The 20,217-nt window shown below is 69.6% G+C and carries 15 protein-coding genes; 8 read left to right on the top strand and 7 right to left on the bottom strand.

Features of this window, described 5'->3' with window-relative positions; translation table 11 throughout:
* Positions 1 to 2: 2 nt before the first annotated feature.
* A complete protein-coding gene (locus HCR68_RS00215; protein WP_167145073.1) occupies positions 3 to 1,373 on the top strand; it encodes an isochorismate synthase in 1,371 nt (456 codons plus the stop codon).
* 13 nt (positions 1,374 to 1,386) lie between these two features.
* On the opposite strand, the gene HCR68_RS00210 is transcribed toward HCR68_RS00215, so the two are convergent.
* The 4 genes from HCR68_RS00210 to argF all read right to left on the bottom strand — a co-directional run bounded on the left by HCR68_RS00210 (position 1,387) and on the right by argF (position 7,710).
* Positions 1,387 to 3,291, bottom strand: a complete 1,905-nt coding sequence (locus HCR68_RS00210) for a trypsin-like peptidase domain-containing protein (protein WP_167145071.1) — start codon at positions 3,289 to 3,291, stop codon at positions 1,387 to 1,389.
* 212 nt (positions 3,292 to 3,503) lie between these two features.
* Complete coding sequence (menD, locus tag HCR68_RS00205; protein WP_167145069.1) at positions 3,504 to 5,351, bottom strand: 2-succinyl-5-enolpyruvyl-6-hydroxy-3-cyclohexene-1-carboxylic-acid synthase; 1,848 nt, start codon at positions 5,349 to 5,351, stop codon at positions 3,504 to 3,506.
* 86 nt (positions 5,352 to 5,437) lie between these two features.
* Positions 5,438 to 6,565: an o-succinylbenzoate synthase gene (locus tag HCR68_RS00200; RefSeq protein ID WP_167145067.1), complete on the bottom strand. Its 1,128-nt coding sequence runs from the start codon at positions 6,563 to 6,565 to the stop codon at positions 5,438 to 5,440.
* A gap of 104 nt (positions 6,566 to 6,669) precedes the next feature.
* Positions 6,670 to 7,710: an ornithine carbamoyltransferase gene (argF, locus tag HCR68_RS00195; RefSeq protein ID WP_167145065.1), complete on the bottom strand. Its 1,041-nt coding sequence runs from the start codon at positions 7,708 to 7,710 to the stop codon at positions 6,670 to 6,672.
* A gap of 151 nt (positions 7,711 to 7,861) precedes the next feature.
* Here argF and HCR68_RS00190 point away from each other — a divergent pair, with 151 nt between their 5' ends.
* A complete protein-coding gene (locus tag HCR68_RS00190; RefSeq protein ID WP_243858826.1) occupies positions 7,862 to 8,434 on the top strand; it encodes a hypothetical protein in 573 nt (190 codons plus the stop codon).
* A 342-nt stretch (positions 8,435 to 8,776) separates the two neighbouring features.
* A complete protein-coding gene (locus HCR68_RS00185; protein WP_167145064.1) occupies positions 8,777 to 9,307 on the top strand; it encodes a hypothetical protein in 531 nt (176 codons plus the stop codon).
* A 92-nt stretch (positions 9,308 to 9,399) separates the two neighbouring features.
* Here HCR68_RS00185 and HCR68_RS00180 read toward each other — a convergent pair whose 3' ends face one another.
* The 3 genes from HCR68_RS00180 to HCR68_RS00170 all read right to left on the bottom strand — a co-directional run bounded on the left by HCR68_RS00180 (position 9,400) and on the right by HCR68_RS00170 (position 12,566).
* Positions 9,400 to 10,275 carry a glycine betaine ABC transporter substrate-binding protein gene (locus HCR68_RS00180; protein WP_167145062.1) on the bottom strand — a complete coding sequence of 292 codons (876 nt, stop codon included), beginning with the start codon at positions 10,273 to 10,275 and terminating at the stop codon, positions 9,400 to 9,402.
* A gap of 75 nt (positions 10,276 to 10,350) precedes the next feature.
* The gene (locus HCR68_RS00175; RefSeq protein WP_167145060.1) at positions 10,351 to 11,229 is read right to left on the bottom strand and encodes a proline/glycine betaine ABC transporter permease; all 879 of its coding nucleotides are present in this window, start codon (positions 11,227 to 11,229) and stop codon (positions 10,351 to 10,353) included.
* A complete protein-coding gene (locus HCR68_RS00170; protein WP_167145058.1) occupies positions 11,229 to 12,566 on the bottom strand; it encodes a glycine betaine/L-proline ABC transporter ATP-binding protein in 1,338 nt (445 codons plus the stop codon). The genes HCR68_RS00175 and HCR68_RS00170 overlap by 1 nt, the downstream gene beginning before the upstream one ends.
* Before the next feature lie 590 nt (positions 12,567 to 13,156).
* On the opposite strand from HCR68_RS00170, the gene HCR68_RS00165 reads away from it, so the two are divergent.
* The 5 genes from HCR68_RS00165 to HCR68_RS00145 all read left to right on the top strand — a co-directional run bounded on the left by HCR68_RS00165 (position 13,157) and on the right by HCR68_RS00145 (position 20,139).
* Entirely contained in the window at positions 13,157 to 14,485 is a 1,329-nt protein-coding gene (locus HCR68_RS00165) for an ROK family transcriptional regulator (protein WP_243858825.1), read from the top strand.
* Between the two features lie 97 nt (positions 14,486 to 14,582).
* Positions 14,583 to 16,793: a 1,3-beta-galactosyl-N-acetylhexosamine phosphorylase gene (gene gnpA / locus HCR68_RS00160; protein WP_167145056.1), complete on the top strand. Its 2,211-nt coding sequence runs from the start codon at positions 14,583 to 14,585 to the stop codon at positions 16,791 to 16,793.
* Positions 16,794 to 16,947: 154 nt separating this feature from the next.
* Positions 16,948 to 18,237 (top strand): extracellular solute-binding protein, encoded by a 1,290-nt coding sequence (locus HCR68_RS00155; protein WP_167145055.1) that lies wholly within the window; start codon positions 16,948 to 16,950, stop codon positions 18,235 to 18,237.
* A gap of 190 nt (positions 18,238 to 18,427) precedes the next feature.
* Positions 18,428 to 19,279 carry a sugar ABC transporter permease gene (locus HCR68_RS00150; protein ID WP_243858842.1) on the top strand — a complete coding sequence of 284 codons (852 nt, stop codon included), beginning with the start codon at positions 18,428 to 18,430 and terminating at the stop codon, positions 19,277 to 19,279.
* Entirely contained in the window at positions 19,276 to 20,139 is an 864-nt protein-coding gene (locus tag HCR68_RS00145; RefSeq protein WP_167145053.1) for a carbohydrate ABC transporter permease, read from the top strand. The genes HCR68_RS00150 and HCR68_RS00145 overlap by 4 nt, the downstream gene beginning before the upstream one ends.
* Positions 20,140 to 20,217: the final 78 nt, after the last annotated feature.

Below are 20,217 nucleotides of genomic sequence, written 5' to 3'. Positions count from 1 at the left end.
CGGTGAGGGCCGAGCACTGTCAGGCGGCGCCGCCGCGCCTGTCCTTCCGCACCCGCGAGCTGACCGTTGGGGCGCTGGAGGGACTCGCGCTCATCGACCTGCTGGCGGGCCGCCAGGACGTCTGCTCCTGGGTCCACGAGGGGCGGGGACTCATCGGCCTGGGGCGCGCCCTTGCGATCGAGGCCCACGGCGACGGGCGCATCGAGGCGCTGCGGGGGGCGTGGCGCTCCGTCGTCGGCGCCGCCTGGTGGCGCGACGCGCTGGTGCGCCCGGGGACCGGCCCGGTGGCCCTGGGCACGATCGCCTTCTCCCCCACCTCGGCGCAGTCCTCGGTGCTGCTGGTCCCCGAGGTCCTCATCGGGCTCGATGACGACGGCGCCTGGCTGACGACCGCGGTTCGCGCAGCCTCGGACGGGATGGAGCCGGAGCACCCGGATCCCGAGGCGCTCATCGGGGCGCTCGTGGCTAGGGCCCGTGACGTGATCGACCGGGAGCACGCCGGCGGCGGGCACAGCGGCGACGATGCCGGCGGCGACACCGCCGTCGAGACCGGGGCTCTCAGCGAGGAGCAGTGGTGCCGGGCGGTGACGGTGACGCAGGAGCGGATGCGCTCGGGGCGGGCCCGCAAGGTGGTCCTGGCCCGCGACGTCCTGGCCCGCCCGACGGCGCCGCTGGCCACCGGCACGGTGCTGAGGCGCCTGGCCTCCAGCTACCCGTCCACCTGGACCTTCGCCGTCGACCAGATGGTGGGGGCCAGCCCGGAGCTGCTGCTGCGTCTGCGCGATCGGCGTCTCATCAGCCGGGTGCTGGCCGGTACCGCTCGCCGGCACGCCGGTGAGGACGCGTCGGCCACGGCCCGTCTGGCGGCCTGGCTGGAGGGCTCGGAGAAGAACAACCGGGAGCACGAGCTGGCCAGGGCCTCGGCGATCACGGCGCTGGAGCCGCTGTGCTCGGCGGTGGAGACCCCGACGCGCTTCGTCCTGACACTCCCCAACGTCCTGCACCTGGCCAGCGACGTCACCGGGGTCGTCGCCGGTGACACCGGCGCCCTGGCCCTCGTGGATGCGCTGCACCCGACGGCGGCCGTGTGCGGGACGCCGACGCCGGCGGCCGCGCGCCTCATCGAGGAGGTCGAGTCCATGGACCGGGGCCGTTACGCCGGGCCGGTGGGCTGGGTGGACTGGCGCGGCGAGGGCGAGTGGTGCATCGCGCTGCGCAGCGCCCAGCTGCCCGCCGGCGGCGTCGGCCCGCACCGCCCCGCACGGGTCTTCGGGGGCGGCGGCATCATGCCCGACTCCGATCCCATCGACGAGCTGGCCGAGACCACCGCCAAGATGCGCCCCATGCTGGGCGCGCTGGGTGCGCGCCTCTGACCGGGCCCGGGATTCAGGAGTCCTTGCGCTCGGCCAGGGTCACGTCGACGTCCTGCTGCTTGGAGTCGCGGATGACTGTGAGCTTGACCTTGTCATTGGCGGAGTACTGGCGCACGTAGCCGGTCAGGGCCGAGCCCTGGGAGGTGGTCTTGCCGTCGATGGCGATGACGACGTCGTCCCTCTTCAGGCCGGCCTTGTCGGCCGGGGAGCCGCTCTCGACCGAGGTGATCTTGGCGCCGGCGCGCTTGGTGCCGTCTGCCTCAGCGGCATCGGTATCGAGGCTGACCCCCAGATAGGCGTGGGTGGCGGACCCGGACTCGATGAGCTGCTTGGCGACCTTCTCGGCCAGCTTGACGGGGATGGCGAATCCGATGCCGATGCTGCCCGAGCCGCCGCTCTCACCGGAGCTGGAGCGCCCCATGGTGGCGATCGAGCTGGTGATGCCGATGACCCGACCCTTCTCGTCGAACAGGGGGCCACCGGAGTTGCCGGGGTTGATGGCGGCGTCGATCTGGATGGCGTTGGTGTAGACGGCGGAGGAGGATGAGCCGCCGCCCGAGCCGTCCTCGCCGCCCTCCCCCTGGGAGTTGACGACGGGGCGGTCGAGGGCCGAGATGATGCCGGTGGTCACCGTGGAGGACAGGCCCAGCGGGTTTCCGATCGCCATGACGTCCTGGCCGGTGGCCAGCTTGTCGGAGTCGCCGAGCTGGGCGACGGTGAGGTTGTCGGGGGCGTCCTTGAGCTGGATGACCGCCAGGTCGGTGGCGGGGTCGGTGCCAGTGGTCTCGGCCTCGTAGACGCGGCCGTCGGCCAGCGTCACCTGGATCTGCGAGGCACCGGCCACCACGTGGTTGTTGGTGATGATGTGGCCGTCCTTGTCGAAGATGACGCCGGATCCCAGCGCCGTCCCGTTCGGCGTGGCGATGGCGATGGACACGACGGCGTTGGACACCGCGGCCGAGACGGCCTCCCAGTCGGGGGCCTGGCCGGCGCTGTCTACGGTCTTGGTCGTGTCGCCCGTGGCGATCGCGGTGGGGGCGGCCGAGGAGCGCGACGAGGCGCCATCGCCGTGGGCACCCATGTACCGGATCGCGCCGACGGCGCCGCCGGCCCCCAGTAGGGAGGCGACCACGACGGAGGCCACCAGGGCGAACCAACCCGGTCCCCGACGTCGGCTCTTGCCGCTCTGAGCGCCTGCGACGTTCGAGGTCGCGTAAAAGGACTCCCCTGCGGCGCCGACGGGCGCGTAGCCACTGGGGCCGCCCTGCGCGCTACCGGCCGACGCACCGGCACCGTGGGTCTCCGAGTGGGCGACGTCGTAGTCGCCGGGCGTCGTCGGAACGCTCGTGTAGGGCGAGCCGAGGTGCGCCTGCTGCCCCTGGTAGGGCTGCTGGGCGGATGACTGGCTGTATGACGCCGCCTGCTGCACCTGAGGGGAGGCGGGGTAGGGGCTCTGCTGCTGGAGGTACTGCGGGGACGGGTACTGGCCCTGCGCAGGCTGGTACTGACCCTGCTGGTAAGCGTCGTAGGACGGGGAGGAGCTCTGAGCGGGCTGATCGTAGACCGACGTCGGCTGGTCCGCGGGCAGCTGCGAGGTGGGCTGGTCCGCCGATAGCGGCCGGGTGTGCTCGGCATGCTCCGCGCCCACCGCCTGGGCGGGCCTGGGCAGGACCGGCTCGGGCTGGGAGGTGTCCGCCCCGTAGGCCTGCGAGAGGTTCTCGTAGCCGGACCGGTTCGGGGAGACGCTCAGGGGCTGGTTCGAGGACTCGTTCGGAGCCTCGCTGCCGGAGGCCGCCGCGGCCGACGATTCCTGACTCGTAGCGGGCTGGGAGCCGACACCGGGATGACTGCCGCCCGCGGCCTGGGTCGGATCAGCGGGCCGGTAGGCCTCCGAGTTCGTCTCGTCGTAACCGCTCATAGATGTGTTCCTCCTCGGGCCTTGCGCCCTGTCCAGGTCCGCAGGCAGACAACCTCAGGGCTCTGTACCGTTTCCGATTGTTTCCTGAGGCTGTGCTGTGGATCATGTAACCGTTGTGTCGCAGCGCGATGAGAGTGGGAGGTGGGCTCGACGAGCCGGTGGCCTCTCCTGCGGGGCTCATCTCGCGCAGTGCCGTCTATCTCTATCGTTGCTCATGTTGTCCCGGCGTTAGGCGTGCGCCCATCGACGGTCCCCATCGACGGCCTACCGACTCTCCAGAGGACGACGCTCAGTCCGTCGACCGGTTCCGCCAGGAGCGCCTGGAGGGCTGCGGCGTCCTCGGGGACATGGACCCGAGCCCCCAGAGCGGAGGCCAGTGCAGAAATACTCGCACACTGGGGCGCGGCGAAGAGCCGTTCGAACCGACCAGACGCTGTGGTGTGGGCGTACTCAAGGTGGGAGAAGATCGTTCCTCCACCGTCGTCGATGACGATAACCTGAAGGTCGGCCTCCTCCTCACGGAGTCCTCTCCCCATTGACATGGCGTCGTGGAGGAAGGCGAGGTCCCCCATGACGGCACGCACCGGCTGCCCCGATGCCATCCACAGCCCGATTCCGGTGGCGATGGTGCCGTCGATTCCCGCCAGGCCGCGGTTGGCAGCGGCCCTCGGAGCCGCCTCACCGGGGCGGGCGAGGCGGTCGAGACGGCGCACCGTCATCGAGGAGCCGACCAGCAGGGTGGGGGCGCCGGGCAGGAGGCTCGCCTCCCACACGGCCGTCACCGCGGCGTTTCCGGAGACGTCGGCAGCGGCCCTCCCGATGGCGTCGGTGCTGCCGGAGCGGTCCGGCTCGGGCAGGTCCGCCACGGCTCGCCGCCAGGCGGCGCTCCAGGCGGCACCGGCTCGAACCAGGCCGAGTGAGTCGGCCAGCCGGGCGGCCCGGGCGGCGGCGCCGTCGGCCGGCAGGGAGCCGGGCCCGTCGATGGGGATGACGCGGTGGGCCCGCCCGGAGACATCAGTCCACCGGGCGCGCTCGGCCAGGACGATGACGTCGAGGTCGTCGCGCCCCAGGAGCGCGGTCACCGAGCGGCTGAGGCTGGGGTGGCCGACGACGATGAGGTGGCCGGCGCTCCCGGCGAGCTCACGGCCGGACCGGGTGCCCAGGAGCTCGGCGTAGCGGGTCAGGGCCTGAGGCCCGCTGCGGGCCTGAGAGGTGGGTTCGGCCAGCAGCGGCCAGCTGAGGTGCTCGGCCAGCGCTTTGGCCAGGGCCCCGACGGCGCGATGGGCGGTGTCCCCGGCGATGACGACTCCCGGACGACCTTCCTGGGAGGACCCGTGAGCGGGCTGCTCACCGCCCTGGGCACCGGCCCTCGGGAGAGCCGCGGCCGGCGCAGCCGCATCAGTCGTCGGCGGACCGGAGGTCGGCGGGACGGCCGGCGCCGCGCCCTCCACCGTCAAAGGAGGTCGGAAGCGGGCGTTGATCTGGGCGGGCCCGGGGTCTCGGCTCAGGGCCCCGGTGGCTGCGGCGACGGCGCGGCGCACCTGCCCGCCGATGGCGACGCGGGCCGCACCGCCCGCGTCGCCCCCGAGGTCGGCGGACAGATCGGCGGGCAGGTCGACGACCAGGCGCGTGGCCGGTACGAAGAGGCCGGTCTGCTCGGTGGTCTGACTGGCACCGGTGCCGACCAGCTCGTGGGGTCGGTCGGCGCTGATGACGAGCAGGGGGACACCGGCGGCGTCGGCCTCGCTGACGGCCGGGTGGAGGTTGGCCACGGCCGTCCCCGAGGTGGTGACGACGGCGGCGCACCGGCTGTCCCCGTTCAGGGCGTGGGCCCGGGCGGCGCCCAGCGCGATGAAGCCGGCGCTGCGCTCGTCCAGGACGACCCGTAGCCTCAGGGCCCCGGCGTCGGCGGCGTCGGCGAGGGCATCCGCCAGCGGGGCGCTGCGCGACCCCGGGCACAGGACGACCTCGCGAACGCCTTCGGACAGGAGTGCCGCCACGAGGCTGCGGGCGTCGGCCAGGGCGGGCGGGAGCTGCGGGGACTCCGGGGTGGCGGTCACAGGGGTGAGAATACGAGAGCGCCCGACCTCCTTCCCGCTGCGATTCGTCACAGTTCGGCGGACCTGCGGCGCGGGTCGAACGGGATTTACAACGGCAGCCCGGCCACGGACCGGCTCGGGTCGCGGGCCTCACGCTGGCGGCGGGCGTGCAGGGCGCCGGCCAGGTGCAGCAGACGCGTCTGCCAGTGCCGGGTGAGGTAGGGCCCCGCCTTCACCTCGTTCAGGAGGCGCTCGGAGACCGGGGCCCCGTCGTCGACGCGCAGGGTCCCGTCGCGGGGGACGACGCTGGGCTCGGCGACGTCCTGGGTCAGCAGGCGCGCAGTGCCCAGGCCGCAGGCGTGACCGAGGCCGGGCAGGCTGAAGGCGAGCGTCGCGCCGGCCATGATCCCCACGGAGGTGTCCAGGGCGGAGGAGACGACCGCAGGCAGACCGAGGCGCTCGGCCATGTCCAAGGCCCGGTTCACACCGCCCAGCGGGGCGACCTTGAGGATGGCGACGTCGGCCGCGCGCCGGTGCACGACCTCCAGGGGGTTGGCCGACAGCCGGATCGACTCGTCCGCGGCGATGGGGACGTCGACCGCGCGGCGCAGGTCGGCCAGGTCGTAGACGGTGGCGCAGGGCTGCTCGACGTACTCCAGTCCCCCGGCGGCCCGGTCCATCTGCGGCAGGTTCTCGCGGGCGGTGTCCACGTCCCAGGCGCCGTTGACGTCGATGCGCACCCTGCCGGCACGGCCGAGGGCTGAACGGACCGCCTCGAGCCGCTCCAGGTCGGCGGAGCGATGCTCACGCCTGCCGGAGACCTTGACCTTGGCGGTCCTGGCCCCGGAGGAACGCACCATCTCGGCCGCGTCCTCGGCTCCGACCTCGGGGACCGTGACGTTGACGGAGATGGTCTCGCGGTAGCGGGGCAGGAAGGCGTTTCCCAGGGCCTGGGACAGTCCGGAGGCGAGCCAGGGCGCGCCGGCCTCCGATCCGTAGTCCCAGAACGGCGCAACCTCGCCCCAGCCGCCGGGGCCGTGGAGGAGGACGCCGTCACGGCGGGTGATGCCGCGAAACGGCGTCGTCAGGGGGATGTCCCAGACTACGGCGCGGTCGATCCGATCCAGCAGGCCGGTGGAGTCCTGCGCATGAAGAGAGGCGATGTCGATCTCGCCGCTGGCATGCTGATGGTCCGGACTCACGATCACAGAATACGCACGATCTTCAATCAACATGATGAAACCGGGACAAGGGTGGCGGGCCCCACCTCGACGAACGCCCGAACGGGTGCCGTCCGACGCCGTCGGCCGGGGCCCGCCCCTCCGCCGGTTCCGCCGGTTCAGTCCGCCGGTCGGTCGCCCAGGGTGGCGACCATCACCGCCTTGATGGTGTGCATGCGGTTCTCGGCCTGGTCGAAGACGATGGAGGCCTCGGACTCGAAGACGTCGTTGGTGACCTCGACGCCGTCCATGCCGGTGGCCTGGAAGATCTCCTCGCCCACGGTCGTGTTGCGGTCGTGGTAGGCGGGCAGGCAGTGCATGAACCTGGCCTGCGGGCCGGCGATCTCCATGAGCGAGGCGTTGACCTGGTAGGGGCGCAGCAGGGCGATGCGCTCGTCCCAGACCTCCTTGGGCTCACCCATGGAGACCCAGATGTCGGTGTGGACGAAGTCGACGCCGGCGACGCCCTCCTCGACCGACTCGGTCAGGGTGACGCGGGCGCCGGTGGACTCGGCGACCCGGCGGGCGGCCGCGATGCACTCCTCGTCGGGCCACAGCTCCCTGGGCGCCACGATGCGCACGTCGGCGCCCAGGAGCGCGCCGTTGACGAGCAGCGAGCGCCCCATGTTGAAGCGGGCGTCGCCGATGTAGGCGTAGGAGATCTCGCCGGCGGGCCTGCCCGCGTGCTCCAGCATCGTCAGGGAGTCGCACAGCATCTGGGTGGGGTGCCACTCGTCGGTCAGCCCGTTCCACACCGGCACCCCGGACAGGGTGGCGAGCTCCTCGACCTTGGACTGCTTGTCGCCGCGGTACTCGATGCCGTCGAACATGCGGCCCAGGACCCGGGCGGTGTCCGCCACGGACTCCTTGTGACCCATCTGGGAGCCCGAGGGGTCCAGGTAGGTGACGTGGGCGCCCTGGTCGTGGGAACCGACCTCGAAGGAGCAGCGGGTGCGCGTCGAGGTCTTCTCGAAGACGAGGGCGATGTTCTTACCCTCCAGGTGACGAGCCTCCTGCCCGGCCTTCTTGGCCGCCTTGAGCTGGGCGGCCAGCTCGATAAGCGCCATCCACTCGGCGGGGGTGAAGTCGAGCTCCTTGAGGAAGCTGCGGCCCTTGAGGCCGGCGAGGACGGTGGGGTCAGGGGCGGCGAGCGAGGTCATAGGGGTCCTTTCAGTGCGGTGAGCCGGGATGATGGTAAGGCACGCCCCGTACCGACGCCGAGAGCTACTGTCAGTGCGAGACGTCTCCCACAGGCTTTGTAGAATGACTCAAACGGTTGAATCCACGATCAGGCCGATCAGAAGGGAATCCATGAGCAGGACCGGCACGGGACAAGGCGAGACAGGACACGGACGTTGGAGGCCTGTCACCCCCGTCTCCGCGATGGTGGTGGGTCGCCTGCTTCTCGGAGTGCCCGGCGTCATCGGGCTGGCGGTGATCGTGCTGACCTGGTCCGCTATGACCGGGGCCGGCCTGGGACTCGGCCGGGTGATCCTCTTCTCCCTGGTGGCGGTGACCGTGCGCGAGGCCGTCGACGCCTCCGCGCACCGGCTCATCATGCGGGCGTGGCGCTCCCGGGACGCTCATGGCCTCCTGCTGACTCTCGTTGCCGTGATCTGCCCCGCATTCGCCGGGTTCCTGGCCGCCCGGCTCCTCGCTCCGGCGTCGACGACGGCGCTGACGGTTCTCACATGGCTGCCGTTCATGGCCTTCGTCGCCGTCATCGAGAGGCCGTGGGACACCTCGCTCGGCTATGACGCCATCCAGGAGCGCGTCCACCAGCCCCAGCCGATCCCGCCGGAGTACGTCACCGCCGACTTCCGCGACGGCCGCAGGTACCTCCCCGAGCTCAGCCGGATCGCGCTGAGCCGGCCAGCGCCGTAGCCGCCGGACCGCCGAGGTTTATTCACTGCGCCGGATGAAAGGGCGGCGGCCTCGGATCACCAGGAAGCCCGCGTCACGTCGCCGGAATGTCCACAGGAATGACATTGGATCCCCAACCCGCAGATTCGATCCGGTGGATCGGTGTGATTCCAACGATCTGCCCGCCCCTCGTGCGCCAAGATCCTTCCAATGTCATTTCTGTGGACACCGATAACCCGATGCGGACGTCAAGATGACGGAACCCGCTCGCCACCACCGACGAGCATCAACTGCGACGGCGCTCACGCCATCGTTAGGGTGGAGGTGCGACATCTGTGGGCTGCAAGGCGGTAGGAGGGGCACATGAGTGCGCGCAGCATCGCTCACACACCGGACCACGGGCACTGGACACCGGCCGTCCCCCTGTCCGGAGTGGTCACCGGAAGGATCCTCCTGGCGATCCTCGAGGCACTCGTTGTCGGAATCGCAGTGGCCATCTGGTCCGCTCTCACCCATACCGGACTCAGCTCCGACCAGATCACGGGGTTCACGATCCTGGCAACCGCGGTACGCGAGGCCCTCGACGCCTCCTCGATGCGCCTGACCATGCGTATCCAGCGCACCAACGACATGAACAGAGCCGAGCGGATCGCCTCGGCCCTTACCTGGCCCGCCATCGGCGGGGCGATCGCGACCATGCTCTTCGCTCCGGCGCGCCTCATCCCCCTCACCGCACTCACGTGGGCCGCCTCGGTCATCGTGACCTGCGCGTTGGACAAGCCGTGGACCACACCGATGTCGCATGAGGAGATGAGGAAACGCAGCCGTCAGGACGACGTCGCCTCCACCGGTACGGCACACCGCCCTGACGGTTCCCCGTCAGCTCCGTCCTGACAGCGGTGATCCCGCCGTCGGGCATGCCGACGGCGGGATCACGAGGCCTCAGACGCCGCTCTCCGCACGGACGGGCGAGCGGCAGTACCGCGTCAGGACTCCTTGAAGTCGTACTGCGGGTGCTCCTGGGACCAGGCGACGGCTGCCTGGTCCTCCTTGCCCTTGCCATAGGTGTTGACGACCATGTCCTCGAGGCCGCCGTAGGTGGCCTCATCCATCTTGATGGAGCCGAGCCACGTGGCGATCTCGGGATACTCCTGCGCGAAGCCCTCCCGTCCCAGGAAGTGAAGACCCTCCCCTTTGCCGAAGGCGCCCTTGGGATCCTCCAGGTCACGCATGTTGAAGGTGGTGTTCGCCCAGAAGGGGTGCCACAGGGTGACCACGATCTCCTGCTTGGCGTCAACGGCCTTCTTGAGCTCGGTGAGCATGCTCGCGGTCGAGGAGGTCAGGAACTTCATGTCCTGCAGGCCGTAGGCCGGAATCACCTCCTCCTCGGAGGCCTTGACCAGGCCGGACCCCGACTCGATGCCGACGATCCGGTTGTCGATCTGCGAGGCATGGGGCTTGATGTCCTCGATCGAGGTCATGGCGGAGTAGTCCGGGACGGACCAGCACAGCTTGGCCGAGTCGTAGTAGGTCCCCAGGTCCTCGATGTACTTACGGTACTTGTCCATGTAGTCCTTGTGGGTGATGTCGGGCCACGCCGAGGGGTAGAGATCGACCGCCCCCTGGCTGAGCCCCGCGTAGAGCGGCCCGGCCTCACTGAGGTCCATGAGCTTGATCCGGTAGCCGGCCTTCTCCAGCTGGGTCTTGAGCAGGTGGGTCATGGACAGCCCGTCGCTCCAGGACGGGACGAAGCCGAGACGAAGCCGCTTGCCCCCGCCGGATGCCCCGCCGCAGGCCGACAGGGCGCCGGCTGCCGCCAGGGAGGCGAGGGCGGTGGTGAACGTGCGGCGGGAGGTCTGCATGGCGTTCCTTCGATATGCGCCCGGCGCCGACGAGGGCAGAGCGGAATGGCATCGTCGAGTCAGTCGAGTCATGGGTCACCGCTTCTTGATGAGCGAGAGCAGCGAGCCCTCCTCCCGCGGCGCCCCGAGGGCCGCGGTCACCCGATCCAGGAAGATCGCCAGGAACACGATGGACAGGCCCGCCTCGGTGCCCTTGGCGATGTCGATGGTGGACAGGGCGTTGACGACTTCCTTCCCCAGGCCATCGGCCCCGACCATGCCCGCGATGACGGCCATCGACAGGGCCAGCATGATGACCTGGTTGACACCGGCCATGATGGTGGGAACGGCCAGGGGAAGCTGGATGCCCCTGAGGATCTGCCAGTCGGTGGCGCCGAAGGAGCGCCCCGCCTCGACGGTCTCCTTGTCCACCTGCTTGATGCCCAGCTCGGTCATGCGCACCCCGGGAGGCATGGAGAAGACGAGCGTGGCGAACATGCCGGGAACCACACCGATGGAGAAGAACAGGACCGAGGGGATGAGGTAGACGAAGGCGGGCATCGTCTGCATGAGGTCGAGGACCGGGCGGACGAGCGCGCTGACGTACTTGTTGCGGGCGGCCCAGATCCCCAGGGGGATCGCGAAGACAAGGGCGGTCAGGGTCGCCAGGGTGACCAGGACCAGTGTCTCCATCGCGTTGCGCCACTGTCCCAGGGAGATGATGAGCAGGAAGGTGACGGCGGTCCCCACGGCCAGCCTCCACGACTTCGCCACCCAGGCGATGAGCGCGAAGACGACCACCATCAGCAGGGGCGGCACGGCCAGGAGCAGGTCCACGAGAGTGTCATTGACTGAGGTTCCGGCCTGGGAGACGACGGTGAGAAGCCCGTGAAGATGGTTCTGGATCCAGTCGATGAGGACCTCGACCATCGAGCCCAGAGGAATCTTGGGGATGGGGGTCTGTACGGGAATCATCAGGCGTCGGCTCCTTCGGCCTCGGTGGTCTCACTGGCCTTGGCGGCCTGCTCGTCGGTCTGCTCTGCGGCCCGCTCGTCCCCGGCGCCCTGCGGGGCGCCGCCGGAGGTCGCGGGCTCGGGGCTCCCCGCACTGGAGGCGCTGGAGGCGCTGACGTCCTGGTTCTGCTCACTGATGGCGGCCAGCAGCGTGACGCGCGGAATGACACCGGAGATCCGTCCGTCGTCGTCGACGACGACGATGGGGGCGGCGTGCTGAGCGGCGTAGGCGAACAGCTCGTTGACGGGGGTCGAGTGCGACACGACCGGCATCTCGTGAATCGTGGACAGCGGCAGGACGTCGGAGTCCTCCTTGACCGCACGGGCGACGTCGTCCTCCCACACGTAGCCGAAGGGCGAGCGGTCACGGTTCTGCACCAGCAACCACGGCGGCTGGTTCTCCCGCAGGAGCTTGTGGGCGGCGCGGGGGCTGCGGTCCGAGCCCAGGACCGCGTAGGGCGGCTCCGCGATCGAGCCGGCCGTCAGGACCCGGGTGCGGTCGACGTCGGCCACGAATCGTGAGACGTAGTCGGAGGCCGGGTCGCGCAGGATCTCCTCGGCGGTTCCGACCTGCTCGACGCGCCCGTCGCGCATCATGGCGATCCGGTCCCCCAGGCGCATGGCCTCGTTGAGGTCGTGGGTGATGAACAGGATCGTCTTGCCGAGCTTGCCCTGGAGGTCGATGAGCTGGTCCTGCATCTCGCGGCGGATCAGCGGGTCCAGCGCGGAGAAGGCCTCGTCCATGAGCAGGATGTCGGTCTCGGCGGCCAGCGCCCGGGCCAGGCCCACGCGCTGGCGCATCCCGCCGGAGAGCTCGCCCGGCTTGTAGCCGCCCCAGCCCTCGAGACCGACCATGGACAGGGCCTCCTCGGCCCGGCGCTCGCGCTCGGAACGGCTCACGCCCTGGATCTCCAGACCGTAGGCGGCGTTCTCCCCCACCGTCCGGTGCGGCAGGAGGGCGAAGTTCTGGAAGACCATGGAGACGCGTTTGCGGCGCAGGTCGCGCAGCTTCGACTTGGAGATGTGGGCCAGGTCCTCCCCGTAGAGGGTCATGCTGCCCGCGGTGATGGGCAGCAGACCGTTGACCATACGGATGAGCGTGGACTTGCCGGAGCCCGACAGCCCCATGACGACGAAGATCTCTCCCTTGTCGACGTCGAAGGAGGTATCGATGACGGCGGCGGTCTGCCCCGACTTCCTCAGCTCGTCCCGCGTCCTGCCTGACTTGAGCTTCTTGACGCCGTCGGACGGTCGCCGCCCGAAGACCTTGTAGACATGGCTGGCCTCAATGACTTTCACAGTACTCCTCGCGATCTCTCTCCAGGCTTGACCATGGGAATCCGGAAGACGAGTTGTGAGAGCCGCTTCCAGGCCCCATCACGGCCGCAAGCCCGTTTCATGGTGCTGCGGAACATGCGGGCGGTCAATTTGAGATCACCCCGGAAACTGCGGATTCGCGGGCCTTGAGGCCTTGACACAGCTCCGGGCACGGTCCGGGGCGCTCCCGCGGAACGCGGCGATGAGCGCCACGGGATCGGGGCCGGACCCATCGCTCCGCACGGCCGGAATCTATTGAAACGGTCACGGATATCGAGAACTCACATGGGTAGCACTCATCTAGACCACAGTCGCGGCACATAACCAACATCTGGTGCATCCGCAACTGGAAGCTCTCAAGGGGTTCACGAGTGAATAAAATCACATTTCATTTCGGATTCCGCCAACGTCGAGACTGCGGACGCCTCACGGAGCGCGTCCCCACCCGGCCGAGACCGGAGCGAGGCGCCCGAACCGCCACCACCGCCGCAGGCCGTCATCCGAAACGGGCCGGCCGCCACCTCCGAATCACTAGGCTGAGGGGCACGACGACGGCCCACGGAGCCGACAGAGTGCCAACGAAGGAGGAGACCGGCGTGCCGGCTGCAGGATGGACCCCGGTGGACGGGCCGGATCGCCGAGGATTCCTCGAAGGCCCGGGAGCGCAGAGCCCCAAGGCTCACACCGACGTGCGCATCTCGAATATGTCGCTCATCCTGCGCCACCTTCAGGCGAGCCCGGCGCTGTCACGCACGCGCCTGGTTCGAGAGACGGGACTGTCGAAGGCGACGGTGTCGACCCTGGTGGCCGAGCTGTGCTCACGGGGACTGCTCATCGAGGAGAAGCCCGATCTGTCCGGCAGGGTCGGCAGGCCGAGCACGGGCCTGCGTGCGGCTCCACGCGCAGCGGCGGGGATAGGCCTGGAGATCAGCGGAGCCTCACTGCTCCTGACCATCGTGGACCTGACGGGGGACGTGCTTGTGCGCCGCTCCGAGCTCGTGGGCGACGCCGGGCACCACCCGGGGAAGATGATCGAGCGCATCGCCACCATGCTGTCCCATGCCCTGAACCGGCTGTCGCGGCAGGGGACGAACGTTCCGGGAATCGTCCTGGCCCAGCCCGGGATCATCGACTACGCCAGCAGCACCGTGCGCTACTCCTCCGCTCTGGGATGGCACGACGTCGCCGTGGCGGACGAGGTCCGTGACGCAGTCGCCCGCCGTACGACCTCCCGTGGGGACGTCCCGACCATCACGTTGGAGAACGATGCCAAGCTCGCCGCAGTGGCCACCTACGAGCGTTATGCGGAGGCCGGGGTGCGCAACCTGCTCTACCTGTCGGGCGGGGAGGGGATCGGCGCGGGCATCATCTCCGACGGCCACCTCCTGCGGGGATGGCTGGGTCTGACCGGCGAGGTCGGGCACATGCCCGTGGAGCCCGAGGGCCTGCCGTGCCGATGCGGCAGGCGGGGCTGCTGGGAGACCCGCTCCGGCCTGCAGGCACTGACCTCGGCGTACCCACCAGGCGATGAAGTGCGTGACGAGACCACCTCCCTGGAACGGCGCACCGAGATCCTGCGCCGGCGCTTCGACGCCGGGGACGCCGGACTCGCGCAGAGGCTGAGGCTCTCTCAGCAGGCGCTCGCACGCGCGCTGGCGATCCTGGAGGACGTCCTCAACCCCGAGGTGATCGTCCTGTCGGGGTACCTGGCCGCCTTCGCGGACGTGTTCATCGCCCCTACCACCGCCGCCCTGGAGGGCCGTCTCCTGGACGAGCGCGCCCGAGCGAGGGTGGAGGTCTCCCACCTTGGAAAGTGGGCTTCATCACATGGGGCGGCCCTGGTGGCATTGGAATCCGTACTCGACAACCCCTCCCTGGTCGACCTCGGCCCAGACGCCTGACCGCCGTCGGACTTACCGACCACCTCGACAGTAGCGGGCAGGCGGCGCATGCTGTATTTTGTTCGGAGTTCAGACTATTCAGCTCGAAGGAGCGCTGATGTCTCTCCAGACCCAGCCCGCGTCGCCTCCCTCCCCCTATGAGGGAGGCCGCCTCACCCTGCCGATCCAGACCGGCATGGACGAGGACATCCGCTCCCTCATCGCCCGCCTGGGCGCCGACGCCGTGCGGAACTCCGACGGCACCGAGCTGCCCGGCATCGTCTCCGAGCTGGCCACCAGGGTCTACTCCACCTACTTCGTCGGACGCGGAGACAACGCCTGGGCCGATGCCCATCCCGAGGAGGCCACCCGGATCTTCCTCATGTCCGACCGGGTCGTCGCCACCGCCGACGGCCCGCTGGGCATCGACCTGCTGTCCTCCTGGTTCGCCGACCAGGTCCGGCCGGACACCGACTGCGACGTCTCACGCTGGTGGCAGGCCCATGACCGCACCACCGGCCGGGAGCTGCCCGCCACGGCGTGGAGCGTGGGGGCCGACGGGCGCACGGTCACCGTGCACGACGCGCTCGCCGGACACGTCTACACCGTCAGCTTCCTGGCGACCCAGATCTGGGACCCGACCCAGATGTACAACTACCTCACCAACGGCTGGGACGAGGACCCCTCGCGCGCCAGGGAGAAGCCCTTCGACGTGCGCCACGAGGCCACCTGGGCCCATGTGCGCTCCCACCTGAGCTCCTGGCTCGACGAGCACCCCGAGGTGGACGTGGTCCGCTTCACCACCTTCTTCTACCACTTCACCCTCGTCTACGGCGCCGACGCCGCCGAGCGCTACGTCGACTGGTTCGGCTACTCCGCCTCGGTGAGCCTCCCCGCCCTGGAGGCCTTCGAGGAGGAGTACGGCTACCGCCTGAGCGCCGAGGACTTCGTCGACGCCGGGTACTACAACTCCCCCTTCCGGGTCCCCACCCGCGCCTTCCGCGACTGGATCGACTTCCAGCAGCGCTTCGTGACCTCCCGGGTGCGCGAGCTGACCGAGGCCGTCCACGCCCGCGGCAAGGAGGCGATGATGTTCCTGGGGGATAACTGGATCGGCACCGAGCCCTACGGCGAGCACTTCGCCACCACCGGCATCGACGCCGTCGTCGGCTCCGTCGGCTCGGGGGCGACCTGCAGGATGATCGCCGACATCCCCCACGTCCGCTACACCGAGGGCCGGTTCCTGCCCTACTTCTTCCCCGACGTCTTCCACCCGGGGGGCGACCCCGTCGCCGAGGCGAACCGCAGCTGGCTGGAGGCCCGCCGAGCCATCGTGCGCTCCCCCCTGGACCGGATCGGCTACGGCGGCTACCTGTCCCTGGCGCTCGAGCACCCCGACTTCATCGACCGCATCGAGCAGATCGTCTCGGAGTTCCGCTCCATCCACGCACGCTCCGCCGGGCACCGGCCGCTGGCCCCCGGCTTCAAGGTCGCCGTCATCAACTCGTGGGGCCGCCTGCGCTCCTGGATGACGCACATGGTGGCGCACGCGCTGTGGTACCGCCAGACCTACTCCTACCTGGGGGTCCTGGAGGCGCTGTCGGGCCTGCCCCTGGACGTGGAGTTCCTGTCCTTCGACGACGTGCGCGCAGGAGCCGCCCGGGACGTGAAGGTCCTCGTGTGCGCGGGGGCCGAGGGCACCGCCTTCTCCGGGGGCGCGCAGTGGGCGGACCCCGAGCTGGTCGCCGCGGTCAGCTCCTTCGTCACCGGCGGCGGGGGCCTCATCGGGGTGGGGGCTCCCAGCGCCCACCCCGCCCACGGGGTCACCTTCCAGCTCGCCGACGTCCTGGGCGTCGACCGCGAGATCGGCTGGGGCCTGAGCACCCGTCGTCCCCTTCCACGGGTGCAGGAGCACTTCATCACCCAGGACCTGACCGACGGCCTCGACGACGGCGAGGGCACCCCCGACGTCGTCGTCACCAGCCCCACCACCCGGGTGCTCGACGCCGCCGACGGACAGGTCCGCCTCGCGGTCAACGAGGTGGGCCGGGGCAGGGCGGTGTACGCCTCGGGGCTGCCGTACTGCGCCCAGAACTCCCGGCTCCTGCACCGGGCCGTCCTGTGGGCCGCGGGCCAGGAGGAGGACTTCTCCCGCTGGGCGGCCCTCGACCCCAGGGTGGAGGTGGCCGCCTACCCCGACGGGCGCACCACCCTCGTCATCAACAACGCGCTCGAGCCCGTCACCACGACGGTGCCGACGCCTCAGGGCCCCCGGACAGTGCGTCTGGAGGAAGGAGGACACCAGTGGCTCACCGCTGCGGCGCAGTGAGCACCCATGTTCCACGTTCCGGGGGCGGGCCCGTGCCGGCCCGAGCTGATGCCGTACCGGCACCGTACCGGCACCGTACCGGCACCGTCTCCCCCACCACCCCACTCCTTCCGGCACCCGCCGGTCCTTTTCAATGACGAAGAAGGAAGAACCCATGAAGAAACACGCACTGGCCGCCTCGATGCTCGCCTTCGCGATGATCGTCGCCGGCTGCTCCGCCACGTCCTCGTCCGGCTCGGCCTCGTCCGACGGCGTGATCCGCTACGTGCACCGCCTTCCCGACGGCGAGGGCATGACGAAGGTCAACGACATCGTGGCCCGGTGGAACGCCGAGCACCCCGACATGAAGGTCGAGGCCACCAAGTTCGACGGCAAGGCCTCGGACATGAACGTCAAGCTGGAGAACGACGTGAAGGCCGGAACCGGCCCCTGCCTGGCGCAGGTCGGCTACGCCGAGATCCCCAAGCTCTACTCCTCCGGGCTGCTGGCCGATGTGTCCCAGCAGGCGGAGAAGTACAAGGACCACTTCTCCGAGGGGTCGATGTCGCTGATGACCGTGGGCAAGACCGTCGTCGGCCTGCCTCAGGACTCCGGCCCGCTGGTCTACTTCTACAACAAGGCCGCCTTCGACCAGCTCGGGCTGAAGGTGCCCACCACGAGCGCCGAGCTGGCCGACGTCGCCCAGAAGGCGGCGGCCCAGGGCAAGTACGCCGTGGCCTTCGAGCCCGACGAGGCCCCCAACACCCTGGCGGGTCAGTCCGCCGCGGCGGGTGCGCAGTGGTTCAGCGCCGAGAACGACAAGTGGAAGGTCGACGTCAACAGCCCGCAGACCGCCAAGGTCTCCACCTTCTGGCAGGGCCTCCTGGACTCCAAGACGGCCCTCGTGGCCAACCGCTGGGACGACGCCTTCGGTAAGGCCCTGGTCGATCAGCAGCTCATCGGCACCATCGGGGCGGCCTGGGAGGGCGCGCTTCTGGCCGACACGATGAAGGACTCCCCCAACGCCGGCTCCTGGGCGGTCGCCCAGCTGCCCGCCTTCGGCGACACTCCCATGTCCGGTCCCGACGGCGGCTCCGGTGTGGCCGTCCTCAAGGGCTGCTCCAACCCGGAGGGGGCCATGGCCTTCAACGACTGGTTCAACACGCAGGTCGATGACCTGGCCACCCAGGGACTGGTCCTGACCGCGAAGGCGCCGGTGAAGACCCCGGAGTCCATCTCCACCTTCTTCGGCGGGCAGGACGTCTACGCCGAGTTCACCAAGGCCAACGCGGCCGTGAACTCCAAGTTCGGCTTCATGCCGACCTGGCCCTCCCTGACCGACCCCATGACCCAGGCCGCCGAGGCGGCCGGCAAGGGGACCGGCAAGGTCGACGACATCTTCCAGGCGGCCCAGAAGACCGCGGTCAGCTCCCTGAAGGACGCCAACCTGCCCGTTGCCGAGTAGGCAGTAGCGGGTAGGAGCAGGTAGTGATCGACACCACGATCGAAGTGAGAACACCATGAGCACGACAACGACCACGGGGCGCTCCTCCGCCCCCTCGGCACCTCAGCGGACAGCCTCTCCCGGACTGCGCACCACCTCGGCGCGCCGGCGCAGGCAGGCCCGAGCGGGGGTCGGGTTCGTGGCTCCGTTCATGATCATGTTCACCGTCGTCTTCCTCATTCCGATCGTGGTGTCGGTCTACCGGTCCTTCTTCCGTGACGTCGCCTCAGGCGGGGACCTGTACGGCGGCGGGGACAGGGTCAGCACCTTCGTCGGCCTGGACAACTACGCCCAGGCCGCGGGGCAGCCCGCCTTCTGGAGGGGGATGGGACGGGTCCTGCTGTTCGGCGTGGTCCAGGTCCCGGTCATGATCCTGGCGGCCCTCGCCCTGGCGCTGGTGCTCGACTCCCTCCTGGTCAGGCGGGTGACGGTCTTCCGCCTGGGCTTCTTCCTGCCCTACGCGATCCCCGGGATCGTGGCCGCGATCATGTGGCTCTACATGTACAACCCCACCTTCTCCCCGATCAACGAGCTGCTGGGGCTGGTGGGCCTCCACGTCGACTTCTTCGGCAGGAACATCATGCTGTGGTCCATGGCGAACATCACGACGTGGACCTTCACCGGGTACAACATGCTCATCTTCCTGGCGGCGCTCCAGTCCGTGCCCCATGAGCTCTACGAGGCCGCCCGCATCGACGGCGCCAGCGGGTGGCAGATCGTCCGGCGCATCAAGGTCCCCATGGTCCGCTCCGCCTCCCTGCTGGCGGTCCTGCTGTCCATCATCGGCACCGTGCAGCTGTTCAACGAGCCCACCGTTATGTACAACCAGAACCAGTGGATGGGGTTGGACTACACCCCGATGATGATGGCCTACAACTCGATGACCGGCGCGCTCTCACCATCCGGCTCAGGGCCGGCCTCCGCGGTCTCCGTCCTCATCGCCGGTGTGGCCGGTGTCCTGGCCGCCCTCTACGCCCTCGTGCAGAACAGGATCGACAAGTGAAGCCCACCGACATCCCCCGCTCGCTGCGTCCCTCGCTCCCCTCACGGGTCCTGACCATCGCGGTCCTGGTCATCGTCCTGGCCTACATGCTCGGCCCGGTCTACTGGCTCATCGTCTCCTCCACCAAGTCCAACTCCGACCTGCTGACCACCTCCGGGTGGTGGTTCTCCCACCACAACAGCGTCTCGGCCAACTACAGCGCGCTGATGAGCTGGACCCAGGGGCTCTTCTGGCGCTGGATCCTCAACTCCCTGCTCTACTCGAGCGTGGCCGGGGTGCTGGGCACGCTCCTGTCGGTCGCCGCCGGCTACGGTCTGGCCAAGTTCGAGTTCGCCGGTCGGGGCGCCGTCCAGGTCGCCATCCTCTCCGGCCTGCTCATGCCCATCGCCCTGCTGACCATCCCCCTGTACCTGGTCCTCGACGCCGTCCACCTGACCAACACGATCTGGTCGGTCATCCTGCCGTGCTCGGTCAGCCCCTTCGGAGTCTTCCTGGGCCGCGTCTACGCCGACTCCTCGGTGCCCAACGAGATCATCGACTCGGCCCGGATCGACGGGGCCAGCGAGATCCGCATCTTCTTCACGATCGTGCTGCGGCTGCTCGCCCCGGCGATGGTGACCATCTTCCTGTTCATCTTCGTGGCGACCTGGAACAACTTCTTCCTGCCCCTGATGACCATCAACTCCGCCTCGCTCAAGCCCGTGACCCTCGGGCTCTACGGGATGTCGACCTACTTCAACCCCCAGTACGGCGCGCTCCTCCAAGGCGCTCTTCTGGGCGTCATCCCCCTCATCGTGCTGTTCCTGGGCCTGCAGCGCTTCTGGCAGTCCGGCCTGGCCGCCGGCGCCGTCAAGGGCTGAGTGCCCACCCCACTCGATCCTCAGCTCGTCTCCCCGGCCCCGGTTCCTTCCCCGAACCGTCCCATGCCCACCTAAATC

The sequence above is a fragment of the Actinomyces sp. ZJ308 genome (assembly GCF_011752065.1).
Classification (GTDB): domain Bacteria; phylum Actinomycetota; class Actinomycetes; order Actinomycetales; family Actinomycetaceae; genus Actinomyces.
Note: the sequence above shows the minus strand (reverse complement) of the source record. Positions and strands in the feature narration are given on the sequence as shown.